Origin of the sequence: Flavobacterium flavigenum (assembly GCF_027111255.2) — a bacterium.
Lineage (GTDB): Bacteria > Bacteroidota > Bacteroidia > Flavobacteriales > Flavobacteriaceae > Flavobacterium > Flavobacterium flavigenum.
The window spans coordinates 4,913,638-4,934,899 of record NZ_CP114285.2 but is presented as its reverse complement, the minus strand read 5'-3'; the positions used below and the strand labels follow the sequence as shown (position 1 = coordinate 4,934,899).

Here is a 21,262-nt window from a genome sequence, read left to right as displayed (position 1 = left end):
GGCGCAAGCGTCCCGCTCGTGAACGCAACGAATTGGATTGAATTCATTATGTTTTACGTACAGTTTGTCATTCTGAGGAACGAAGAATCTTCGTTAGAAACTCTACAAAGATTGGAGACTTTGATTGCGGAATTACTTGCGGAGATTCCTCCTACGTCGGAATGACAAGTTTGAGGATTATTGGAATGTTTAAAAAGCGTCATTGACAGGAACGCAGCCGATAACGAGAATTTACTCCGTCAGTTAGCTATTCGCTCGGGTGCAATCCGTTCTCGCAAAGACAAGCGATCTGATTAATCTTACTATAAAAATTGCAAAAAAGAAAGGCTGTCTTCATCGACAAACTTTCTTTTTAAACAAAAACAGATACTATTTTGTTTTTGCAGATTTAAGATTTTACTGTTTGGTACGCTAAATTTACAGCTGCAGATAATTTCTCTTCTTCTTTATCTTTAACTAAAAGTTTTATAGCCAAAACTACAAATCCTGTTGCCAGAATAATGATTCCCAATACATAAAATGCACTTGTATAATCAATCAAATCTTTGGTTTGTGATACTCCGCTTTCGTCAATCACATCTTTAGTAAATTTAACTGCTTTAGCTTTGAACAGGAAAGCAATCAACATCGCGCCTATATTTCCGCCTGCTCCTACAATTCCGGCAACACTGCCTACCGCTTTTGGATTTACGAAGGGTACAAGACTATAAGTTGCTCCATTTGCCATTTTTAAACTCATTCCAAACAAGAACATTAAAAAGATTGCAAGTCCTAATTGATTTGTCATTCCAAAGAAAATAACACCTACACCTTCTATAAGAAGCAGTAATGCAAGCAATAAATTTTTTCCCGAAAAACCATATCTCTTACCTACTTTGTCAGCAACGATTCCGCCTAATGGTCTTGCAAAAAGATTGATTAATCCAAAAATACCTGCGCAGATTCCTGCTGTTTTCAAACTAGCACCAAAAGTATCGGTAAAATAAATCGGGGCAAAATTATCAATCGTGATTTCAACGCCAAAACAAGCTGCATAAGCAATGGTCAAAACCCAGGTACGGTAGTCTTTTACAGCCAGCATAAAAGTGTTTTCTTTATTGGCTGTTTCTATTCCAAGTTCTTTATAATTACCATTTGGCAAATCTTTGGTAAATCTGAAATATAAAAAAGCAAAAACCAATAATAGTACTCCGGGAACAATCATGGCATATCTCCAGCTGTCTTCTTTAGTACACACTCCTAATCCTACAAATCCGGCTGCAATAAGAGGCATCGTAATATTAGCTAAACCGGCACCTGCATTACCGAATCCTCCTGCTGTAGCATTGGCAGTTCCTTTAATGGATGGGGCAAACATTACTGAAGTATGAAACTGTGTGATCACAAAAGAAGCTCCAATAACTCCGATAGCCAATCTAAAAAACAGGAAACTCTCATATGATTGTGAAATACCAATCAGTAATACTGGTACGGAGCAAATCAGTAATAACCATGTATAAATTATTCTTGGTCCAAATTTATCAACCAATCGGCCTATTAATAATCTGGCGATAATAGTTGCCGATACAGATGCAATCTGAATATTACCCAATTGGTCTTTTGTCAGATGCAATTGCTCTTTGGCGATCGGCATAAGTGATGCCATACCAAACCATGCAAAAAAGCAAAAGAAAAATGCTAACCATGTAATATGGAAGGTACGCATCTGAACTCCTTTGCCACTAAAAATGTTTAAACTTGAAAGCGGTTGATTTGTTGAAATTGAACTCATATCAAAAAAAATTAATCGTTTAGTACTGTTTATTTTCTAAGTATCAAACTTAAATCTAAGTATTTTACTTATTTATAAAGCAAAAATAAAAGCTAAAATTGGAATAAAAACTGCCAAAACGCAGGTTTTTAAAAAAAAAATAAGTATTAATACTTAAGTATTGTTTCAAATTTTCAACAACTCACCATATAAGTTCTTCCAGCTAGCGCGAGCGTCAGGTTAGTGAACGCAAAGATTGACATGATGATTTATGTTTAAATCTTAACATTAACCATTTCGTCCATTCATTAGCAAAATCAGTCAAGATTATGCTTAAAATAAATGTTTCCTGAAATTAAACCTGGTCACGCAAGTATTTATTATTAGCAATTAGGGCGAATAAAATGATCAAATGAGCTAAGAAAATTATTAGTTTATTTTTTACAAGATTATTTTATTGTTTTCGTAGTTTTATAAAAAAATAAAACATGTATAATGAAAAAAAACATTCTATTTCCTCTGTTGTTATCCCTTAATATTTATTTTTCATCGTGCAGCCGTGGAGTTTATCAAAAAGAGATCCCAACTCAAACAACTGGAATTGATTTTTCAAATGGAAAATGGCTTTTAGGAAATATAGATGCAGATTATAGTATTAAGGAGAAACTGACACAAATAGTTGTTAAAGACTTTTCAAAGTATTTGAATAATAGATTGGTAAATTCATTAAATGATAATTCGCTTTTAATTGCAAATAAAATTCCTTTAAATCCAAGTAAATCTGTAATTTTAGATTTAAAAAAAGGAACAAATTATGATTATTTTATAAATATTAAATATCATAATGAGAATAGCCGTTCTCTGAATTCTATTGCTGGAAAATATATTGACAATTTTACAGTTGATCAGTATTATTATGGAAAAAATTCGAATTATTATATTATTCAATTAGAAGTTTATGATTTAAATCTCGGTCAGATTGTTTATTCTCAAAGAGTGCGTGGGGCTTTGAGGGATAATGGCGGAATTACTACTTCAAAACCGATCAAAGGAATTGTAATTGGTTGTTATCAAGTAATTATGAAAGACATCGCAATGAAGTCTCGAAATTAAATTTAGCCTTGTTAGTTCAAGAAACTCGCTGTGAAGATATTGGAACTCATAAGGAGTTGAAAGCTTTTTTGTGTAACAAATTTTAATTATCACCACATAAAAACGACTGAAATAAACTTCAGTCGTTTTTTTGAGCAAATATGCTTTCAAAACATTCTTTAGATGTAAATTTTAAGAATTTTCTTTACATATCCGCTTACATAAATTTAAAATACATTCTCTTTGATTCTTCATCAAATTGTAATTTTGCTTTTTTATTGAATTCAACTTTACATTTCACATCTAACATTTCACAAAAATGATTACAAAAGCATCACTAGAAGATATTTCCGCATTAGTAACCCTGATCAACTCAGCTTACAGAGGTGAATCTTCCAAAAAAGGCTGGACAACCGAAGCGCATCTACTGGAAGGAAAAAGAACCGACAAAGAAGAAATGACTGAAATCTTTCAGGATCCCAAAAACACGATTCTGAAATACACTGAGAACAATGCCATTATAGGTTCGGTTTTATTGGTGGAAAAAGAGCATCAATTGTATTTAGGAATGCTGACGGTTTCACCTGAACTTCAAAACAGCGGCATCGGGAAAAAGCTTTTGGCAGAAGCCGAAAACCATGCAAAGACATTAAGACTATCTTCTATTATTATGACAGTTATTTCGGTTCGGGAAGAGCTCATTGCCTGGTACAAGCGTCATGGATATGTAGATACGGGCGAACGTGAGGCTTTTCCTGAGAGTGGTATTCATGTTACGGTTTCTGATGAGCCTTTGGAGTTTATTTATTTGGAGAAAAAACTTTAGAATTTTTTCACCATATAAGTGATCTAAGTTCATTTAAAAAAATTGCTCTGAAAATATTCCAAGTAGCAAAGTTCATATTATAAAACACAATACTGCTTTACCTTAAAAAATCCCCATATTCTCCGGCTTTATCGTAAATCCAAGACGCAACATGCTTCTATGCTCCTGATAGTAGATTAAATTTTCTGTATAACCTACAAACCATTGCAGGGTGAGATAATAATTTTCGTTTCTGTATGGTCGCCAGTTTAGCTGTGTCTGTAAAGACCCATAATTGATAAGACCGCTTCCTTTTCTGAAAAGAATGTCGGCGCTCCATCGTCCGGGTAGTATCTGATAAGTGGCACTCGCTTCGCCATATCCCACATATTTTGTAAGTCCGGGATTATCTTCCTTATCCACAAGAGGAATCCATCCTCTCAAACCCACTACCCAACGTGGTGAAATCTGTGATTTTAAAGAGAAAGCAAGCATGTTCCAGGTTCTTGAATAAATAGAATCCCTGCCATTTGATTCATGTTCCATTGAGATTGCCCCATACGTGAGCCTTCCGCCTTTCAAATAAAAAGGACGGACAAGAGCTACACCCGGATTAAAATTAATTTCTGAAAATGGTTTTGAATTGGCATAAATATCCCAAAAAGCTTTTTGTGTGTACATCAAATAAGGAAAAAAACCACCCCACAGAGGTTTTGAATTCAATCTAAGCTTAAAACTTACCTGGTATTTTACATCTGCATTATCACTGGTAACATGTGTATTGACTGGTATTCCTGTCAAAAAATAATTGTCTCTGTGAACCGAGAAGCTAGGTTCTTTCAACAGCGAATCTGCTGCGCGAAAATTTTTACTAGGGTCTAAAATAGGCTCTAAAATTTGGGAATTTACTTTGATTGAAAATAAAATAATAAAAATGAATAGGTGTTTTGAGTGCATTCTGTAATCTAAATTTGGATTATTTATTTTTGACAAGTTATATTATTTCGATATCAAATATTAACTCAAATAAAGCAACAGTTGACCCAAATGAATAAATTAATTAAAAGATAGCTTTGAATAGCCAAAATCGCCCAGACTTTTTCGGAGAAAACATTGATTTTTTTATCGAAAAGGTTCGCTAAGCTTTTTTTAAACTTAAGACAAAGTAACCACATAGTTTGTCATTCCGAGGAACGAGGAATCACACTAGAAATTCGACAACAGTGCGTTGCTCACCCTCAGTGGTTTCTCCTTACGTCGAAATAACAAAAGGCTGAAAAAGACTGAATGAAAAATAAAATCTGTGCAACTCTGCGACTTTGCGAGAGTCTTTTAAAGCTAAAAAACCTTAATATCTTAGTAACTTAGAAGCTTAGCACCTCTTTTCAAAGCACCAACTCTTCAAACAACCGCTGAATTGTTTTCTCCAAATCATCACACAAACCCGGGTGCGGTCTGGAAGTCTGAATAGCAGAGCTTCGAATAGCGGTCAGCCATCGAAAGCGTGACGGAATATCCATTTCACCAATTGGGCCGCCATCTTTGTCACCACTGGCAATTTTCTTAATGGCTGCTACATTGCAGTGCAGCTGGTCCAGATCAAAATCGTTCGAAAGAGCCTGTATTTTCACATCGTCGATATGCGATAATACTTTTATAAATTTCGCTTTTTTGCAAAACAAAATGATTCCGATATTCAGGAATTCTTCGCGTTCTACCCTTGGTACAACCCGAATTACAGCATATTCGTATAAGTGACTATCTTGCATTTTGAGCCTGATTTACAAAAATTTCAGAATGGTTTAATCGGGTCTGCAAAAACTGTAAATACACGTTTCGCAAGGCTTCAGGAGTTTCATCTGTGTCCTCCCATTGCAGCCATTCGAGCGGAATTGTATTGACAATTTCTTCTAAAATTTCGGGTGTCAAAATCGCTTTAAATTCGGCATCGACTTCTTTTAAAAGGGATGCCTGCGGGAGTAATACATGATCTTTTATTAACGCAAACGGGCTTTTGGCATGCTGTTCCCAGTTGTTCCAGGAATGATGAAAGTATAAGCACGCACCGTGATCAATGAGCCATAATTCTTTATGCCAGATCAGCATATTGGTGTTTTTAAAAGTCCGGTCAACATTGGTTATATAAGCGTCCAGCCATACAATCTGCGAGGCCTGTTTATCGTCAACGGTTGTCACCACCGGATCAAAAGTTATGGAGCCTGATAAAAAATGAAGTGCCAGGTTTAATCCCTGGCTTCCCTGCAGTAAATCCTGAATTTCTTCATCGGCTTCAGTGCGCCCAAAAGCTTCATCGAGATTAGCGAAAACCAATTCCGGTAGCTGTAGTTTTAAGGCTTTGGCAATTTGTCCGCCAACCAGTTCGGCAATCAAAGCTTTTACACCATGTCCGGCACCTTTAAATTTCAGTACATATTTAAAATCGTCGTCAGCTTCTGCCAAAGCAGGCAAAGAACCTCCCTCGCGCAAAGGCGTGATGTAACGGGTAACATTTACCGTTCTTAGATCGAAATTGTTTTTCATATGCAGTATTTACTATTCTACAAACTTAGTCTTTTAGGCAATTGGATTTTTATACTTGATCGATTTTTCGATTTCAAAATTCCCACAAAGAGAATTAAAAAGTATTAAAAATAAAAAGCTCCATCAGGAGCTTTAAGTATGTTCAAAAATTATCTAATTGACAAATTATCTCATTATCAAATTATTATTCCTCATCTTCAGTATTATGCGATTTCACATAATTACGCCATTTTTCAATACAATCCTGGAAATCCTGAGGTAATTCAGTATCAAAACGCATCATTTCACCTGTATTCGGATGAACAAATCCAAGTGTTTTAGCATGCAGTGCCTGACGTGGCAAAGCTTTAAAACAATTTTCTATAAACTGCTTGTATTTTGTGAATGTAGTCCCTTTTAAAATCAAATGACCTCCGTAACGTTCATCATTAAACAACGGATGTCCAATGTGCTTCATATGCGCGCGAATCTGGTGCGTCCTTCCTGTTTCCAGTTTACAGGAAATTAAAGTAACATAACCAAAACGCTCCAAAACTTTATAATGAGTGATGGCAGGTTTCCCGATTTCAGGATCAGCAAAAACGGCCATTTGCATGCGGTCTTTTAAGTGTCTCGCCAAGTTTCCTTCGATTGTTCCACTATCTGCTGCAACATTTCCCCAAACCAGCGCAACATACTCACGCTCTGTAGTTTTAGCTTCAAATTGTTTGGCCAGATGCGTCATAGCCGTTTCCGTTTTGGCAATAATCAAAAGTCCGGATGTATCTTTATCAATTCGGTGAACCAGACCAGGACGTTCACTGCTGTTCATTGGTAAATTTTCAAAATGAAAAGCCAAAGCATTCACCAAAGTTCCGGTATAATTACCATGTCCCGGATGCACTACCAGTCCGGGTGGTTTATTGATAAGCAAAAGCGCATTGTCTTCATAAACGATATCCAGCGGAATATCCTCCGGATCTACCCTATTCTCAAACGGCGGATGCGACAACATTACCGTTATCACATCAAAAGGTTTTACTTTATAATTTGATTTTACCGGAATATCATTCACAAAAATGTTTCCGTTAGTGGCCGCATTCTGAATTTTATTTCGCGTGGCATTCGGAATCAAATACATCAAATATTTGTCAATACGCAAAAACGCCTGACCTTTTGGGACTTCAAATCTGTAATGTTCGAATAACTCGTCTTCCAGATCTAAATTTTCTTCATTATTATTGTTCATCAGCCGGGGTTTCTTCAATTGGCGCAGCAGTACTGTCTACAGCCTCACTTTCATCTACATAACTTGCTTTTCCGTCACCTAAAACCAAATCAATTTTAGATGCTTTCAATACGCGGTCACCCGGTTTCAGGTTTCTGCCTTTATATCGGAGCTCCAAAACCATATCTTTTCCAAGGTTCGGAATATAAGTAATCGTTCCTTCCTGAAGCCCTAACGCTTTCAACGTTGGAACGGCTTCACGATATGTTTTATCAATTAAATCGGGGATTTTAACAGACGAAAATCCTGATGCATTAATTTTAATATATATTTTTCGTCCTACTTTTACCATCGTTCCCGGCAGCGGATCCTGCTCCACGACACTAAACTTAGGATATTCACTTCTGTAATCAACACTATCCAAAAGCACATAATCCAGATCCAGCTCATCCAGTTTTTCTTCTACCTGTTCTTCCGTCAGTTTAGCTAAATTCGGAACCGCAATTTCATGTCCGTGGTCCGTTGTAAACGTCAGCCAATGCATAAACAAATAACCTAAAACGGCAATAATAGCAGCCGCACCCAACATTTGTAAAAAAAACACACGGCTCGTTAAATACTTACGTAAACTCATAAATTTATTTTTAGATGAACGCAAAGATAAAGCTATTTCGTTTCAAAAAAAATGATAATTTTGTTTTAAGCAAGAAAGTAACGTCATGTTATAAATGCTGAAGACAAAGATTATTGGAATTTGGAATTTTAAAATTTGGAATTTCAATTTTAAGGAGCTTTTTCCCGCTTTCGCCTATATCTTTTTGTCCGCAAAAAAGCGGTCAAAAAGGATACCGGCTCTATCGGGGCTAGGGCAGTCATTTTCAAAAGAACGTTCTTTTTTTGTCATTTCGACGGAGGAGAAATCACACTAGCAGCTAACATTTGCTGAATCATTCAGTACGTTGCTCTCCCTCAGTGATTTCTCCTTACGTCGAGATGACAAGATTGAGAAAAAAATAGTGAAATTCGTGAAATTCGTGGCAAAAAACATGAAACCTGAAACAAAAAAACTTTAAACAAACCATACACAAAATGAAAAACATAGCCATTATCATGGGCGGATATTCAAGCGAATACAAAATCTCTCTAATCAGCGGAAACGTTGTAAAACAATACCTTGACCAAAGAAAATACAACGGATTCCGAATTCACATTTTCAAAGAAAAATGGGTTTATGTTGACGAAAATGATGCTGAATTCCCGATTGACAGAAACGATTTCTCTGTAACCGTAAACGGCGAGAAAATCAAATTTGACTGTGTTTTCAATGCCATTCACGGTTCCCCGGGAGAAGACGGATTAATGCAGGCATATTTCGAATTGCTTGGAATCCCGCAGACTTCCTGCGATTATTATCAGGCTGCCGTGACGTTCAATAAACGTGATTTATTATCAGTTTTAAAACCATACGGAATCAAAACAGCGATTTCTTATTACCTGAACAAAGGAGACAAAATCAATACAGCCGAAATCGTTAAAAAAGTAGGTTTGCCTTGCTTCGTAAAACCAAACAAAGCCGGTTCAAGTTTCGGAATCTCAAAAGTAAAAACCGAAGCCGAATTGCCAATCGCCATTGAAGTAGCTTATAAAGAAGACAACGAAATTATCATCGAAAGTTTCCTCGATGGAACTGAAGTTTCAGTTGGGGTAATCAATTACAAAGGCGAAATTATCGTTTTACCTATCACTGAAATTGTATCAGACAATGATTTCTTTGATTACGAAGCCAAATACGAAGGAAAATCACAGGAAATTACCCCAGCCAGAATTTCTGATGAACTGACACAAAAAATAGGCGAAATCGCCAAACGTGCTTACGAAGTATTAAAAATGAAAGGGTTCTCAAGAAGCGAATTCATTATCGTAAACAACGAACCGCACATGCTGGAAATGAACACCATTCCGGGATTAACAACCGAAAGTCTGATTCCGCAACAAGCCAAAGCAGCCGGAATTTCGCTGGAAGATTTATTTACAAATGCTATTGAGCTGGCTTTACCATAAACTTGTCAGAATACTGAGGTGCTGAGATTTTAGATTTCAGCACCTTGTTTTTTAGTGAAATGTTACACATTAATTTATGATAGTTTTAGTTGGAACAAGGGATTCAAACATAAAAAACGGAATAATTTCAAATGAAAAATGTCCAAAATGTAACGAAGAAAGCACATTACATTTTAGTATTTATCGAAGATATACACATCTTACTTTAATTCCTTTATTTCCTGTTGGAAGACTTGTATTTATTGATTGTGATCATTGTAAAGAAAAATTTGATTATGAAGATCTGCCTGAAAAAATTCAGCTAAAACTCAGAAATGAAAAATTAGGTGCTACACCTTGGATGTACTTGGGTTCAATTATTTTAGCTGGATTTATTATTTTTTCAGTCAGTAATTATTTTAAAGAAAAAGAAGAAACCAGTATTCTAATACAAAATCCAATTGAGGGCGATATTTATAATTTAAAGTTTTCTAACGGTTATTATTCGAATATGAGAATTGACAAAGTAACCAAAGACAGCATTTATACAACCCATAATAATTTTGATGCTTATATGTCATATGAAATTGACGATTTAGACAAACCTGAAAATTTTACAAGCCGAAAATCCAGTTACTCTAGAAAAGAGCTTTTAAAGCTTTATAGAGATGATGAAATAATAAAAATAAGAAGAAAATAAATAATTTTAATCTGGAGCAAACTTAGTAACTTAGAATCTCAGAACCTTAGCAACTTCAAAAGAAATGAAAGAAATATTTGAATGGGACAGATTGTTATTTAACGAATTACCCGTAGTATTCCTTCTGGAAGTAATATTTCGTTCCAGCGTGATGTTCATCATTTTACTGTTAACGATGAAACTTGCCGGAAAACGTGGCGTAAAACAACTTTCAATATTCGAAACCGTAATCATTATTGCTTTAGGTTCTGCAGCCGGAGATCCAATGTTCTATGAAGATGTCGGGATTGTACCGGCTATTATCGTTTTTGCTGTTATTATGATTTTATACCGGGCTGTAACCTGGCTGACCGGAAAAAGCAAAAAATTTGAAGAATTTATTGAAGGCAAAACGGAATGCCTTATTAATGACGGAAAATTTTCTGTAACCAGTTTCAAAAAAGAGACTTTGGCACAGGATGAATTTTTCTCTGAGCTCCGTGTAAATTCTGTTGAACATTTAGGACAGGTAAAACATGCATTTATAGAACCAAGCGGTGAAGTAAGTATCTTTTATTACGAAGATGAAAAAGTTGGATATGGATTACCGATTTTACCAGCCTTGTTTAATAAAAAAAACAAAATTATTCCCGCTGACGGTACTTATTCCTGCACTTTTTGTGGGCATACGCAAGAGCAAAAAGCAGGAACTGCAAAATGCAAGGTCTGTCAAAAAGAAGAATGGGTTGAAGCTATAAATACAAAAAGAGTTAGCTGACAAAAATCAAATTCAAAAATCAAATTCAATGTCAATATTAATATCAATCTCCTAGATCCGCATTTGAATTAAACCTGAACTTAAAAAATGAAAAAAGCTATATTTCCGGGATCTTTTGATCCTATTACTCTTGGACATGAAGATATTATCAAAAGAGGAATTCCTTTGTTTGATGAGATCATAATCGCTATTGGAGTTAATGCCGAAAAAAAATATATGTTTTCTCTTGAAGAAAGAAAGCGCTTTATCGAAGAAACTTTCAAAGATGAACCTAAAGTTTCGGTTATTACTTACGAAGGCCTGACTATTGATCTGGCAAAAAAACTAAAAGCCAACTTTATTTTACGAGGCCTGCGTAACCCGGCTGATTTCGAATTCGAAAAAGCGATTGCTCACACCAACAGAAAGCTTTCTAAAATTGAAACGGTGTTTTTATTAACTGCTGCAGGTACTTCGTTCATCAGTTCGAGTATTGTTCGTGATGTATTACGCCACGGAGGTGAATATGAAATGCTGGTTCCGGATGCGGTGAGGGTGAAGAAAGATTTATAACAACTAAATATCATATGAAAATCAAAATTTCTAATTTAGCCGCGATAGAAGCGGTATCCTTTTTCTGGTTTCTTTAAACAGAAAAAGATACAAGCGGATAGCGGGACAAATGGTCTTGAAATAATGGAATTTCTGCTTCAAAAAACAAATAAAAGTATTTTCAATTTCAGGATTTACAAACCCAAAATATAAATTTGTAGGCGAATCAAATTAAAACTAATTTCGCCACCTCAAATAAAAATCAAACCATGAGCATCGAAAGAGAATTAAATAAACGCAGCGGATCTAAATGTGAACTTTGCGGCGCTGAAGAAAACCTAAAAGCATATCAGGTTTTACCCACTCAAAAAGGAGGAATCGACGAAAGTATATTAGCATGTACTACCTGTATTGACCAAATTGAAAATCCGGACAATGTAGATTTAAATCACTGGAGATGCCTGAATGACAGTATGTGGAATGAAAATGTTGCCGTACAGGTTGTTGCCTGGAGAATGTTAAGCCGTATGCGTGCTGCCGGCTGGCCTCAGGAACTACTTGACATGATGTATTTAGACGAAGATACTCTGGCATGGGCACAAGCTACGGGCGAAGGCGAAGATGACGAAAATAAACTGGTTCATCGTGATAGTAATGGTGTTATTTTACAACATGGGGATTCGGTAGTATTGATTAAAGATTTGAAAGTAAAAGGTTCAAGCATGGTAGCCAAACAAGGAACTGCTGTTCGTAACATCCGTCTGGACCATGAAAACGCTGAATATATTGAAGGGAAAGTCGATGGTCAGCAAATTGTCATTATTACGCAATACGTGAAGAAGATATAATTTTAAAAGTCCCGGTTTATTAATACAATAAAACCGGGACTTTAAAACACTTATAAAAAATCAATTAACCTTATTTTTGATTTTACATTTTTGGTAACAATACAGTATCCACTACATGTATTACACCGTTTGACTGATTGACATCAGCAATTGTAACTTTAGATTTGTTTCCACTTTCGTCAGAAATATATAAATCTTTTCCGTCCATCCAGGCAGTCAAAGTTCCGTCGCTCACAGTTTTAAGCGTTGCTTTTCCTTTACCCATTTTTATTGCTTTTGCAATGTCAGAAGCGTTCATTTTTCCTGCAACAACGTGATAAGTCAGGATGGTTTGAAGTTTCTTTTTGTTTTCAGGTTTTAATAAAGTTTCTACCGTTCCTTTTGGTAATTTATCAAACGCTGCATTTGTTGGAGCAAAAACGGTGAATGGTCCTTTACTTTGTAGTGTTTCTACTAATCCCGCCGCTTTTACCGCTGCAACCAATGTAGTATGATCTTTTGAGTTTACAGCATTTTCAATAATATTTTTACTCGGATACATGGCAGCTCCGCCAACCATTACTGTTTTTTGTGCGTTTGATGTAAATGCAAATCCCAAAGCTAAAACTGCAGCTGCTAAAAATTTTCTAGTTTTCATAATGAATGTTTTAAGTTATAAGATGATTTACGCTGTAATTGAGGATTTGGTTTTCATTTTATTTAAAAAAAATAATAGCGCCGAAGTTTTATCATGCAACACACTGAAATTCAGTATAAAATTAAAAAAGCCACATTTTTTAAATGTGACTTTTACTTTGAATATTTAAATCTACAAGTTCTATAACACTATCAAATAGAAGGAAAAAGACTTGTTCTGGTAATTTTATCTGATGAAAAATCAACAGAAAGTCCATCGCCGTAACTTTCCTGAAAGTATTCTAAACGAATTGGCTGAAGACCTTTCTTTAGTGTTACTTCGGATTTCTTTTCGTCAAAACCGTGTAAACCATCATTATCGATAATCAATTGATTATTGATATATAATTTACTTCCATCATCAGAAGCCATATAAAACGTATATTTTCCGTCTTCCGGAATGTTGATGAATCCATTGTACACTAAACCATAATCATTGGAGTCATGCTTAATTTTTTTAAGATCAAAATCAGGGGCAAATCCTTTGTCAACCGGTGTAAGTTTACTGAAATCGGGAATTTTATTCCATCTTCCTTTATATAAACTATAGTTTAAACCTGTCTTTTTATTATAAAATATTTTTGAAACAACAGAGCTATTAGATCCATAACCTGCCGGAACTGCAATCGCATTTACACGTGCCGGAACTGCAACTTCAAACGCTTTTGTATACAATTGTGAAGCGCGTGTTGGAACAGAACCGTCTGTTGTATAATATATTTTATCAGTACCATTTTGTACAAACGCTACTTTTGTTTTTGTATCGGAGTCTAATTCGGCAGCATTACTGGCAAATTCAGGTCTTTCGGCAATTTTACCGTAGATTTTAAGCAAATTATAATATGGTTTGTATACATTATCCGCTTCACTGACAGACTGAATAGTCAAAAGTGCACTGTTCCAACGATCTGAAAATCCATCAATTTCTTTCTTGATATCTTGAATGTTGTATTCCAGATTCTGGCCAAACTGTGAAAGAGACATGATTTCAAAAGGACTGTGCAATCCGTCATTCCAATTGTGTAATAAACGGAATGCTTCGAAATTTTTCATGTATTTGATTTGTCCTTTTTTACCTGAAAGAAGCTGTTGATCGTAATCCGGGAATTGTACCTCAACAGTAACTTTTGTATTCGTTGGAGATTCTGGTACATAAATATGTGTTTCAAAATCATTTCCGGCATAAGACCAGCTACCCACTTTTGCTTCTTCGCTGTACTGAATATTTTGTCCGTTGACAGTTACCGCTGTTGGAGGAAATGAGCAAGGAAAACGAAGTTCATAACCTCTTGAAGTCAGCATTCCGGGAAAAGATCCTTCTACAGGAGCTATCTCAATCTTCATTTTGTTTCCGGTTTGCTCTGAAGTCACAGGTGTAAAACTAAAAGCATTTTTCTTGAAATTGTTATTGTTACCTTCGTCTTCATACAATTTCAACGATCCTTTTCTACCCGGATAAAAAGAAAGAATCAGTGGATTCAATGGTTTTTCATCCGTTCTTTCTACTTTTGACTGCATCGGAATAATGGCTCCTTCTTTTACAAAAACCGGAATATCACCTATAGTGAAAGGCATTGTAACTTTTTTACCGCCTTTTATGATGCTTCCTGTACTGGTTTCATACCATTTACCTTCCGGAAGCCAGGTTTCATGCTGTAGAAAAACATTTCCTTTTTCGATAGGCTTCGTAATAGGATGAACAATCATATCACGGCCAAACATATACTGGTTTGGAATAGAATAGGCATTCTCTTCTTTTGGATAATCATAATACATTGGGTGAACCGTAGAAACACCCGTTTCATAGGTATTATGTGCTTCGTTATACAAATAAGGAACCAGAGCATATCGGGTTTGATACGCTTCTCTCATGATCAGGAAATTATTGATCGGATAAGCCCAAATACGTCTTTCGTGCTGAGGTGCAGCTGTAGCGTGGGTTCTGAATATCGGACTAAAAACACCCCATTGAATCCATCTGGTGTAAAGTTCAGCAGTTCCTGCATCACCCTGGTGGCCTCCAATATCATGACTCCAATAACCGAATCCTACGTTGGCAGCAGTAGCCGTAAAATAGGGCTGATAATTCAATGATTCCCAAGTGACGTGTGTATCCCCTGAAAACCCGATTTGGTATCTGTGATTTCCCAGACCTCCCCAACGGTGAAAAATAAGCGGACGCACTTTATTCTGGCGTTCCATGTCACTATAATGGACATAATTTAAGTAAATCGTAGGATTAACTCCCGGAATCTTGGTACTTCCCCATTGCTGCCAGTCTAACCACCAAAAATCTACTCCCGCTTTTTCTATAGGACGTAAAACAATATCCATATAATTGGTTGCAAACTTTTTATCGGTAATATCAAAAGGCACATATTTTTTGGTAGCCGGATCGATTCCCATTGCTTTCGCCATTTCAGGATATGCTTCTTCATAAGGCTGTATTCCTGAAGCCGGGTGAAGATTCAGACACGTTTTAAGATGCTGTTCATTGGTCCATTTTAAAAACTTTTCAGGAGAAGGAAATAAATTTTTGTTCCATGTAAATCCGGTCCAGCCCGAATCTTCTCCTGCCTGATCCCTTTGTCTTTGTCCGTTTTTGAAAAATTCTGGTAATGATTTAATGTGCCAGTCCATATCAATTACAAAAACATCAAGCGGCACATCATGCATTTTAAACTCACCCACAAGGTCACGGAATTCAGTATCCGAATACTCCCTGTATCTTGACCACCAGGCACCAAAGGCAAATCGTGGAGGCATCGCAATTTTACCTGCAATATCAGTATAGTCTTTTAAAGCCGCTTTATAATTTGAATCATAAGCGAAAAGATATAAATCCTGTGGTTTATCTCCCGGACGCGCCATTACCCACGGCCACTCTGAATTATCGAAAAGAGGGCGCTCGCTGTCGTCTATCAGATACCATCCGTCACGCGAAATTATCCCTTTTTCCAGTTCTTTGGCCGGACCATCTACTCCATCCAAAGTACGGGTTGTTCCTAATAAGTTTTTAGTATTGGCCAAACCAGGCTTCCAAGAAACAGGTTTCCCATTTACAATAAAATCTACACTTAAATTTTTTTCGTTAAACTTACCTGATCCCGTTTTATATTTGAGTTTTAGCATATCGGTAGCAATTTGCAATTCACCCTTAGATTCTTTTTTACTAAAAGTGGGTACCGGAAGGTTTCTGTTTACAAACGTTAATGAAGCATTATCTGTAAACTTACCGTCGGCACTCCATTCCATACGGATTACACGGGGTGAAAGGACTGTAAATCTGGCATTGCCTGAAACAACTACTGCTTGTGGATTGGCTTCAGGTTTGTATTCCTGTGCCGATAAAGCTGCAGAAGCAAGGCAAAAAATGGTAACTAAAAATTGTTTTGTTTTCATATTCTCATTTAAAATTAATCTTTGATGATACTCCAAATAATTTCATTAAAAATAACAGCCATTTATAATTAATAACATTATTTGAAGTATGTGCTTTTATTCCGGGTTTATTTTTTGATAAATTTCTTCACATACCTGGCTCCGTTTAGCTGAATCTGCAGTATGTAAAGACCTGATGTCAGATTCCCTACATACAAATCGTTGTAAAACTTTAAAGGATTACTCACAAGTCTGCCCTGAATATCATATATTTTTATATCTGCGGCTGATAAATCAATATCTGAGGTAATATGTAATAGCTGATCAACAGGATTTATTATGCTAATCTGATGGCTTAACTGAAGTTCATTAACACCTAAACTAGTTTCATAAAACTGTGACTTCGTTATCACTTCCCTGCCCTGAAGAAAACTTGACCATTCCAGTTTACAGGTGGCAGCACTGGTATTTTCAAAATATTCTAATTTGATATTGTATTTCTGACCGGCATCCAGATAAATTTTGCCTCTGTTTTCTCCTGTATCATCGAGCCATTTATCAATAATTAACTGATTGTTGACCCAAAGTCTTCTGCCGTTGTTACTGGTTACGTAAAATGTATATTCACCACTATATTTTGGCTGTAACTGACCTGTCCAGCGTACTGTAAAACGATCTGCGTTTACTACACCTGAAGCAGGAGAACCAAAAGCCCAGTCAAAGTTAATCGTCGCATCTACCCTGTTCAGTACAGATGTTTCAAAATTCATTCCGTTGAAATAATTCGCAGATAAACCAGTTCCGGTACCAATTACCGGATTTACATCCGGCATTAAATCCAGTTTCCAGCGCTGGGCATTGTTATTAAAATCTGACCATTGCTGAATATTGGTTCCCGGCTCAGCAAGGTCATCGGCAACATCAAGACATTTATTAGTGCCTTTGTGGATTAACTTAAAATAACCATCAGGCATTAAATCGATTTTCCAGCGTTGCGCATCATTATCGGTATCATCCCATTGGTGTACATTGGCACCATCATTACTGCTATTATTATCTACATCCAAAACCTGGTTTGTTCCCTTATGTTTCAACTGATAAAATCCATCACTTTCTAGTGTAATATACCAACGCTGCGCATCCACATTACCACTGTCTGTCCATTGATGCACATTTGCTCCTGAAGTTGTAAGATCCCTGTCAACACTTATAACCTGATTCGTTCCTTTATGGGTTAATTTGTATAATCCTCCGGAAATTATTGGTGCATCGATTAATTCTAATTTCCAGCGCTGTCCATCGCTTCGATTATCTGTATTTTGTTTCACATTGGCAAGAGGCGCACTACTATTTTGATCTATGTCCAGACATTGATTAGTTCCTTTATGTGTTAATTTAAAATAACCGTCTGTCATCTTTTCAAAACTCCAATACTGAGAATCATTTCCGGTTGTTGTAGTTCCTTGCTGCACGTTTGCTTCAGGCAGATTACTGTTGCTATCCACCTCTAAAGACTGATTCGTTCCTTTATGCATCAGTTTATAAAACCCATTCGATTCCAGCGTGATTACCCAACGCTGCGAATCGGTACCTTTGTCTGTATTCTGCTGCACATTAGCACCTGGCTGAGTACTGTTATTTGCTACTTCTAAAACCTGCGTCGTCCCTTTGTGTGTCAATTTGTAAATCCCTCCCGAAACAATTGGTGTTACAGGCAATGATGAACATGTGTTGTCCGGTACTCTTGGTTTTACCCCATAATTGGTAATATTTACCGGTTCAATTAAATCATTTGCATTAAAATACATATGATCAATCGCCACTTTTCTGTCTCCGCTTGATGCATTTTCATAACGATGGTATACGATATAATACTCGTCGCAATCGCCCATTTTTATAACCGAATGATGTCCCGGTCCCTTATCCTGTACATTAGAACTGAGTACTGTTCCACGATATGTCCATGGTCCCATAGGAGAATTGGACGTTGAATATTGTACATTATAGGAATCATTACCCCAATACCCATTAGAATACATCATATAATAAATTCCCTTGCGCTTTACCATGTAAGGAGCTTCGGTATAATTTTGAGGCGTTATATTAACGGATGCAGAGGAAAGACTAATCATATCCGGATTTAATTTACGTACTGCCAGTTTGCTTTTGCCCGATCCTCCGTAATAAATGTATGCCTGACCATCTTCATCTGTAAATACCATAGCATCAATAATATCATCTGTAAATGGATCCGTTGCGATAAGTGGAGCACCTAAATCTGTAAAAGGGCCAGTTGGAGAATCTCCCACTGCTACCCCAATTTTAACCTCGGCAGTATAATAGAAATAGTATTTATTATTTCTGAAAGCAACTCCGGGAGCCCAGCCATTATTTTCGGCCCAGCTGCATTGTGGCCCAATATCAAAAATTACCCCTTCGTCTACCCAGTTTGTCAAATCTACGGATGAGTAAGCGTGAAATTGTTTCCCTGCCGATGCTGTCGGATAGATGTAGTATTTGTTATTGAAATAATGGATTTCGGGGTCTGCACCTGAAAATAATGGATTACCGCTCAACTGTGCATATGACGGAATAGCCAGAATCATTGGAATGAAAAAGACAGCCATTCGCCATTTTGACTGGTAAACCAGATTATATATTTTTTGTAGAATTCGTATCATAAATTTTAATTTTAAAACATCCCTAAAAAGCAATCTCTTTATAATTTTAACCTTTAAAGCACATTTTTAGAGATGTTTTCATTAACTTAATTGTAATTTTTAAAAGAAGCTTAACTTTATTTTTTAATAAATTGTTTTGTAATTTTTATGCCCTCTTTTTCAAAAACAGCAAAATAAATTCCCTTTGCTAAACCCGAAACATCTAAACTATTATCTCTTCCTTTTTGATCCATAACCAGGCTTCCTGTTTGAGAAAAAACACGAATCTGAATTCCATTCATTTCGACAGTAAAGAAAAGTGTGTTTTTGACCGGATTTGGATACACATTAATAGCTCCAGTTTCAGTTTCATCCTGAGATTCTAATGGTGATTTCGCTATTCTGGAAGTATTGGTCGGTTTTATTAAATCCAGTTTCCAGCGCTGTGCATCGTTATTATTATCTGTGTACTGGTGCACATTTGTTCCCGGTTCAGCAAGATTATTTACAACATCAAGACATAAACTGGTGTTTTTGTGAGTAAGTTTAAAATAGCCATCAGACATTAATTCAATTTTCCATCGCTGTGCATTGGTACCAAGATCTGTCCATTGCTGCACATTGGCTCCAGCCACACTGCTATTGTTATCTACATCTAAAACCTGATTTGTTCCTCTGTGCGTTAATTTGTAAAACCCATCAGCTTCCTTTGTAATTACCCACCGCTGTGCATCAGTTTGATTCGGATTATGCTGCTGTACATTTGCACCTTGCTGTGTACTGCCCCCACTCACATCCAGTCTTTGGTTAGTTCCTTTATGAGTCAAATTATACACTCCTCCGGAAACAATGGGTACTTCAATAAGATCGAATCTCCATCTTTGCGCATCAGTACCAAGATCTGTCCATTGCTGTACATTAGCTCCCGACTGATTACTATTATTACTTACATCCAAAACCTGGGTGGTTCCTTTGTGAGTCAGTTTGCAATAGCCGTCCGACATCATTTCAATTTTCCAGCGTTGTGCATCAGTACCAAGATCTGTCCATTGCTGCACATTGGCTCCAGCCACACTGCTATTGTTATCTACATCCAAAACCTGAGTGGTTCCTTTATGTGTTAATTTATAATAACCATCTGCCTCAAGTGTCACAATCCAACGCTGTGCATCGTTTCCATTGTCTGTACTTTGCTGAATATTTGCTCCCGACTGGCTTCCGTTATTTAAAACATCCAGGCATTGATTTGTTCCTTTGTGCGTTAACTTGTAAATACCCCCCGAAACAATATTTTGCGTAGGACAGGACAAATCCGGTATTCTGGGAGCAACTCCATAATTGGTCATATTTACCGTTTCAATCAAATCGGCTGAGTTAAAATACATTCTGTCAATTGCAATTTTCCTTTCTCCCGAAGTACCGTTTTCATACCTGTGATAAATGATGTAGTATTCATCACAATTTCCCATTTTTAATACGCCATGATGTCCCGGACCTTTGTCTTCTACATTAGAACTTAATATTTTACCTCTGTATGTCCAGGGCCCCATAGGCGAATTAGAAGTAGAGTATTGTACATTGTAAGTATCATTAAACCAGGATCCATTGGAATACGTCATATAATAAATTCCTTTTCTTTTTATCATATAAGGCGCCTCAGTGTAATTTTGAGGGGTGATGTTTGTAGGTCCTGTCGACAAACTAATCATATCAGGATTTAACTTACGAACCACCATTTTGCTTTTCCCTGACCCTCCATAATAAATGTACGCTTGTCCGTCATCATCAATGAAAACATTCGCATCAATAATATCATCGGTATAAGGATCGGTTCCGATAAGCGGTGCTCCAATGTCTGTAAAAGGACCTATAGGTGTATTACCAACAGCACAGCCAATTTTGGTTTCGGCAGTGTAATAGAAATAATATTTATTGTTTCGGAAAACGACTGCCGGTGCCCAGCCATTATTTTGTGACCACGGACTATCCGGATAAAGATCGAAAATAAGGCCTTCGTCAACCCAATTGGTTAAATCATTTGAGGAATACGCATGAAATTGTGTACCGTAAATAGCAGTCGTATAAATATAATATTTGTTGTTAAAGTAATGAATCTCCGGATCGGCTCCTGTAAACAGAGGATTACCGCTAAGTTGTGCCTGCGCCGGAATTGCAAGACCGATAAACATTAAAAATACTGTAAAACGCAATCTAAATTTATCAATCAGATTGTAACCATTTATTTTAATTTGCATCATAATTTGTAGTTTTAGAC

General features: G+C 36.5%; 17 protein-coding genes. 7 read left to right on the top strand and 10 right to left on the bottom strand.

Features of this window, described 5'->3' with window-relative positions:
• Positions 1-388: 388 nt before the first annotated feature.
• Positions 389-1,771 (bottom strand): MFS transporter, encoded by a 1,383-nt coding sequence (locus OZP09_RS20550; RefSeq protein ID WP_281309920.1) that lies wholly within the window; start codon positions 1,769-1,771, stop codon positions 389-391.
• 474 nt (positions 1,772-2,245) lie between these two features.
• Between OZP09_RS20550 and OZP09_RS20545 the strand changes: the two genes are divergently transcribed.
• On the top strand, positions 2,246-2,863 hold the full coding sequence (locus tag OZP09_RS20545; RefSeq protein WP_281309919.1) for a hypothetical protein: 618 nt from the start codon (positions 2,246-2,248) through the stop codon (positions 2,861-2,863).
• 298 nt (positions 2,864-3,161) lie between these two features.
• Positions 3,162-3,668: a GNAT family N-acetyltransferase gene (locus tag OZP09_RS20540; protein ID WP_269235486.1), complete on the top strand. Its 507-nt coding sequence runs from the start codon at positions 3,162-3,164 to the stop codon at positions 3,666-3,668.
• Positions 3,669-3,770: 102 nt separating this feature from the next.
• On the opposite strand, the gene OZP09_RS20535 is transcribed toward OZP09_RS20540, so the two are convergent.
• From OZP09_RS20535 to OZP09_RS20515, 5 genes are all read right to left on the bottom strand, one after another.
• Positions 3,771-4,640, bottom strand: coding sequence for a phospholipase A (locus tag OZP09_RS20535; protein ID WP_281309918.1), 870 nt, complete (start codon positions 4,638-4,640; stop codon positions 3,771-3,773).
• Positions 4,641-5,032: 392 nt separating this feature from the next.
• A complete protein-coding gene (locus OZP09_RS20530) occupies positions 5,033-5,416 on the bottom strand; it encodes a DUF3037 domain-containing protein (RefSeq protein WP_281309917.1) in 384 nt (127 codons plus the stop codon).
• Positions 5,406-6,188: a HipA family kinase gene (locus tag OZP09_RS20525; protein ID WP_269235484.1), complete on the bottom strand. Its 783-nt coding sequence runs from the start codon at positions 6,186-6,188 to the stop codon at positions 5,406-5,408. The genes OZP09_RS20530 and OZP09_RS20525 overlap by 11 nt, the downstream gene beginning before the upstream one ends.
• A 184-nt stretch (positions 6,189-6,372) precedes the next feature.
• The gene (locus tag OZP09_RS20520; protein WP_269237927.1) at positions 6,373-7,416 is read right to left on the bottom strand and encodes an RluA family pseudouridine synthase; all 1,044 of its coding nucleotides are present in this window, start codon (positions 7,414-7,416) and stop codon (positions 6,373-6,375) included.
• Entirely contained in the window at positions 7,406-8,029 is a 624-nt protein-coding gene (locus OZP09_RS20515) for a PASTA domain-containing protein (RefSeq protein ID WP_281309916.1), read from the bottom strand. The genes OZP09_RS20520 and OZP09_RS20515 overlap by 11 nt, the downstream gene beginning before the upstream one ends.
• Before the next feature lie 455 nt (positions 8,030-8,484).
• Between OZP09_RS20515 and OZP09_RS20510 the strand changes: the two genes are divergently transcribed.
• The 5 genes from OZP09_RS20510 to OZP09_RS20490 all read left to right on the top strand — a co-directional run bounded on the left by OZP09_RS20510 (position 8,485) and on the right by OZP09_RS20490 (position 12,271).
• On the top strand, positions 8,485-9,456 hold the full coding sequence (locus OZP09_RS20510; RefSeq protein ID WP_281309915.1) for a D-alanine--D-alanine ligase: 972 nt from the start codon (positions 8,485-8,487) through the stop codon (positions 9,454-9,456).
• Between the two features lie 76 nt (positions 9,457-9,532).
• Positions 9,533-10,135 (top strand): zinc ribbon domain-containing protein, encoded by a 603-nt coding sequence (locus OZP09_RS20505; RefSeq protein WP_269235483.1) that lies wholly within the window; start codon positions 9,533-9,535, stop codon positions 10,133-10,135.
• Between the two features lie 64 nt (positions 10,136-10,199).
• Entirely contained in the window at positions 10,200-10,892 is a 693-nt protein-coding gene (locus OZP09_RS20500) for a DUF421 domain-containing protein (RefSeq protein WP_281309914.1), read from the top strand.
• A gap of 87 nt (positions 10,893-10,979) precedes the next feature.
• Entirely contained in the window at positions 10,980-11,444 is a 465-nt protein-coding gene (gene coaD, locus OZP09_RS20495; RefSeq protein WP_281309913.1) for a pantetheine-phosphate adenylyltransferase, read from the top strand.
• 248 nt (positions 11,445-11,692) lie between these two features.
• The gene (locus OZP09_RS20490; RefSeq protein ID WP_269235481.1) at positions 11,693-12,271 is read left to right on the top strand and encodes a PhnA domain-containing protein; all 579 of its coding nucleotides are present in this window, start codon (positions 11,693-11,695) and stop codon (positions 12,269-12,271) included.
• Between the two features lie 82 nt (positions 12,272-12,353).
• Here the strand turns inward: OZP09_RS20490 and OZP09_RS20485 are convergent, their stop codons facing one another.
• The 4 genes from OZP09_RS20485 to OZP09_RS20470 all read right to left on the bottom strand — a co-directional run bounded on the left by OZP09_RS20485 (position 12,354) and on the right by OZP09_RS20470 (position 21,245).
• Positions 12,354-12,908 (bottom strand): fasciclin domain-containing protein, encoded by a 555-nt coding sequence (locus OZP09_RS20485; RefSeq protein ID WP_269235480.1) that lies wholly within the window; start codon positions 12,906-12,908, stop codon positions 12,354-12,356.
• A gap of 191 nt (positions 12,909-13,099) precedes the next feature.
• The gene (locus tag OZP09_RS20480; protein WP_281309912.1) at positions 13,100-16,348 is read right to left on the bottom strand and encodes a TIM-barrel domain-containing protein; all 3,249 of its coding nucleotides are present in this window, start codon (positions 16,346-16,348) and stop codon (positions 13,100-13,102) included.
• A gap of 107 nt (positions 16,349-16,455) precedes the next feature.
• Positions 16,456-19,008 (bottom strand): family 43 glycosylhydrolase, encoded by a 2,553-nt coding sequence (locus OZP09_RS20475; protein ID WP_269235476.1) that lies wholly within the window; start codon positions 19,006-19,008, stop codon positions 16,456-16,458.
• A 116-nt stretch (positions 19,009-19,124) separates the two neighbouring features.
• Entirely contained in the window at positions 19,125-21,245 is a 2,121-nt protein-coding gene (locus OZP09_RS20470) for an RICIN domain-containing protein (RefSeq protein WP_281309911.1), read from the bottom strand.
• Positions 21,246-21,262 lie beyond the last annotated feature (17 nt).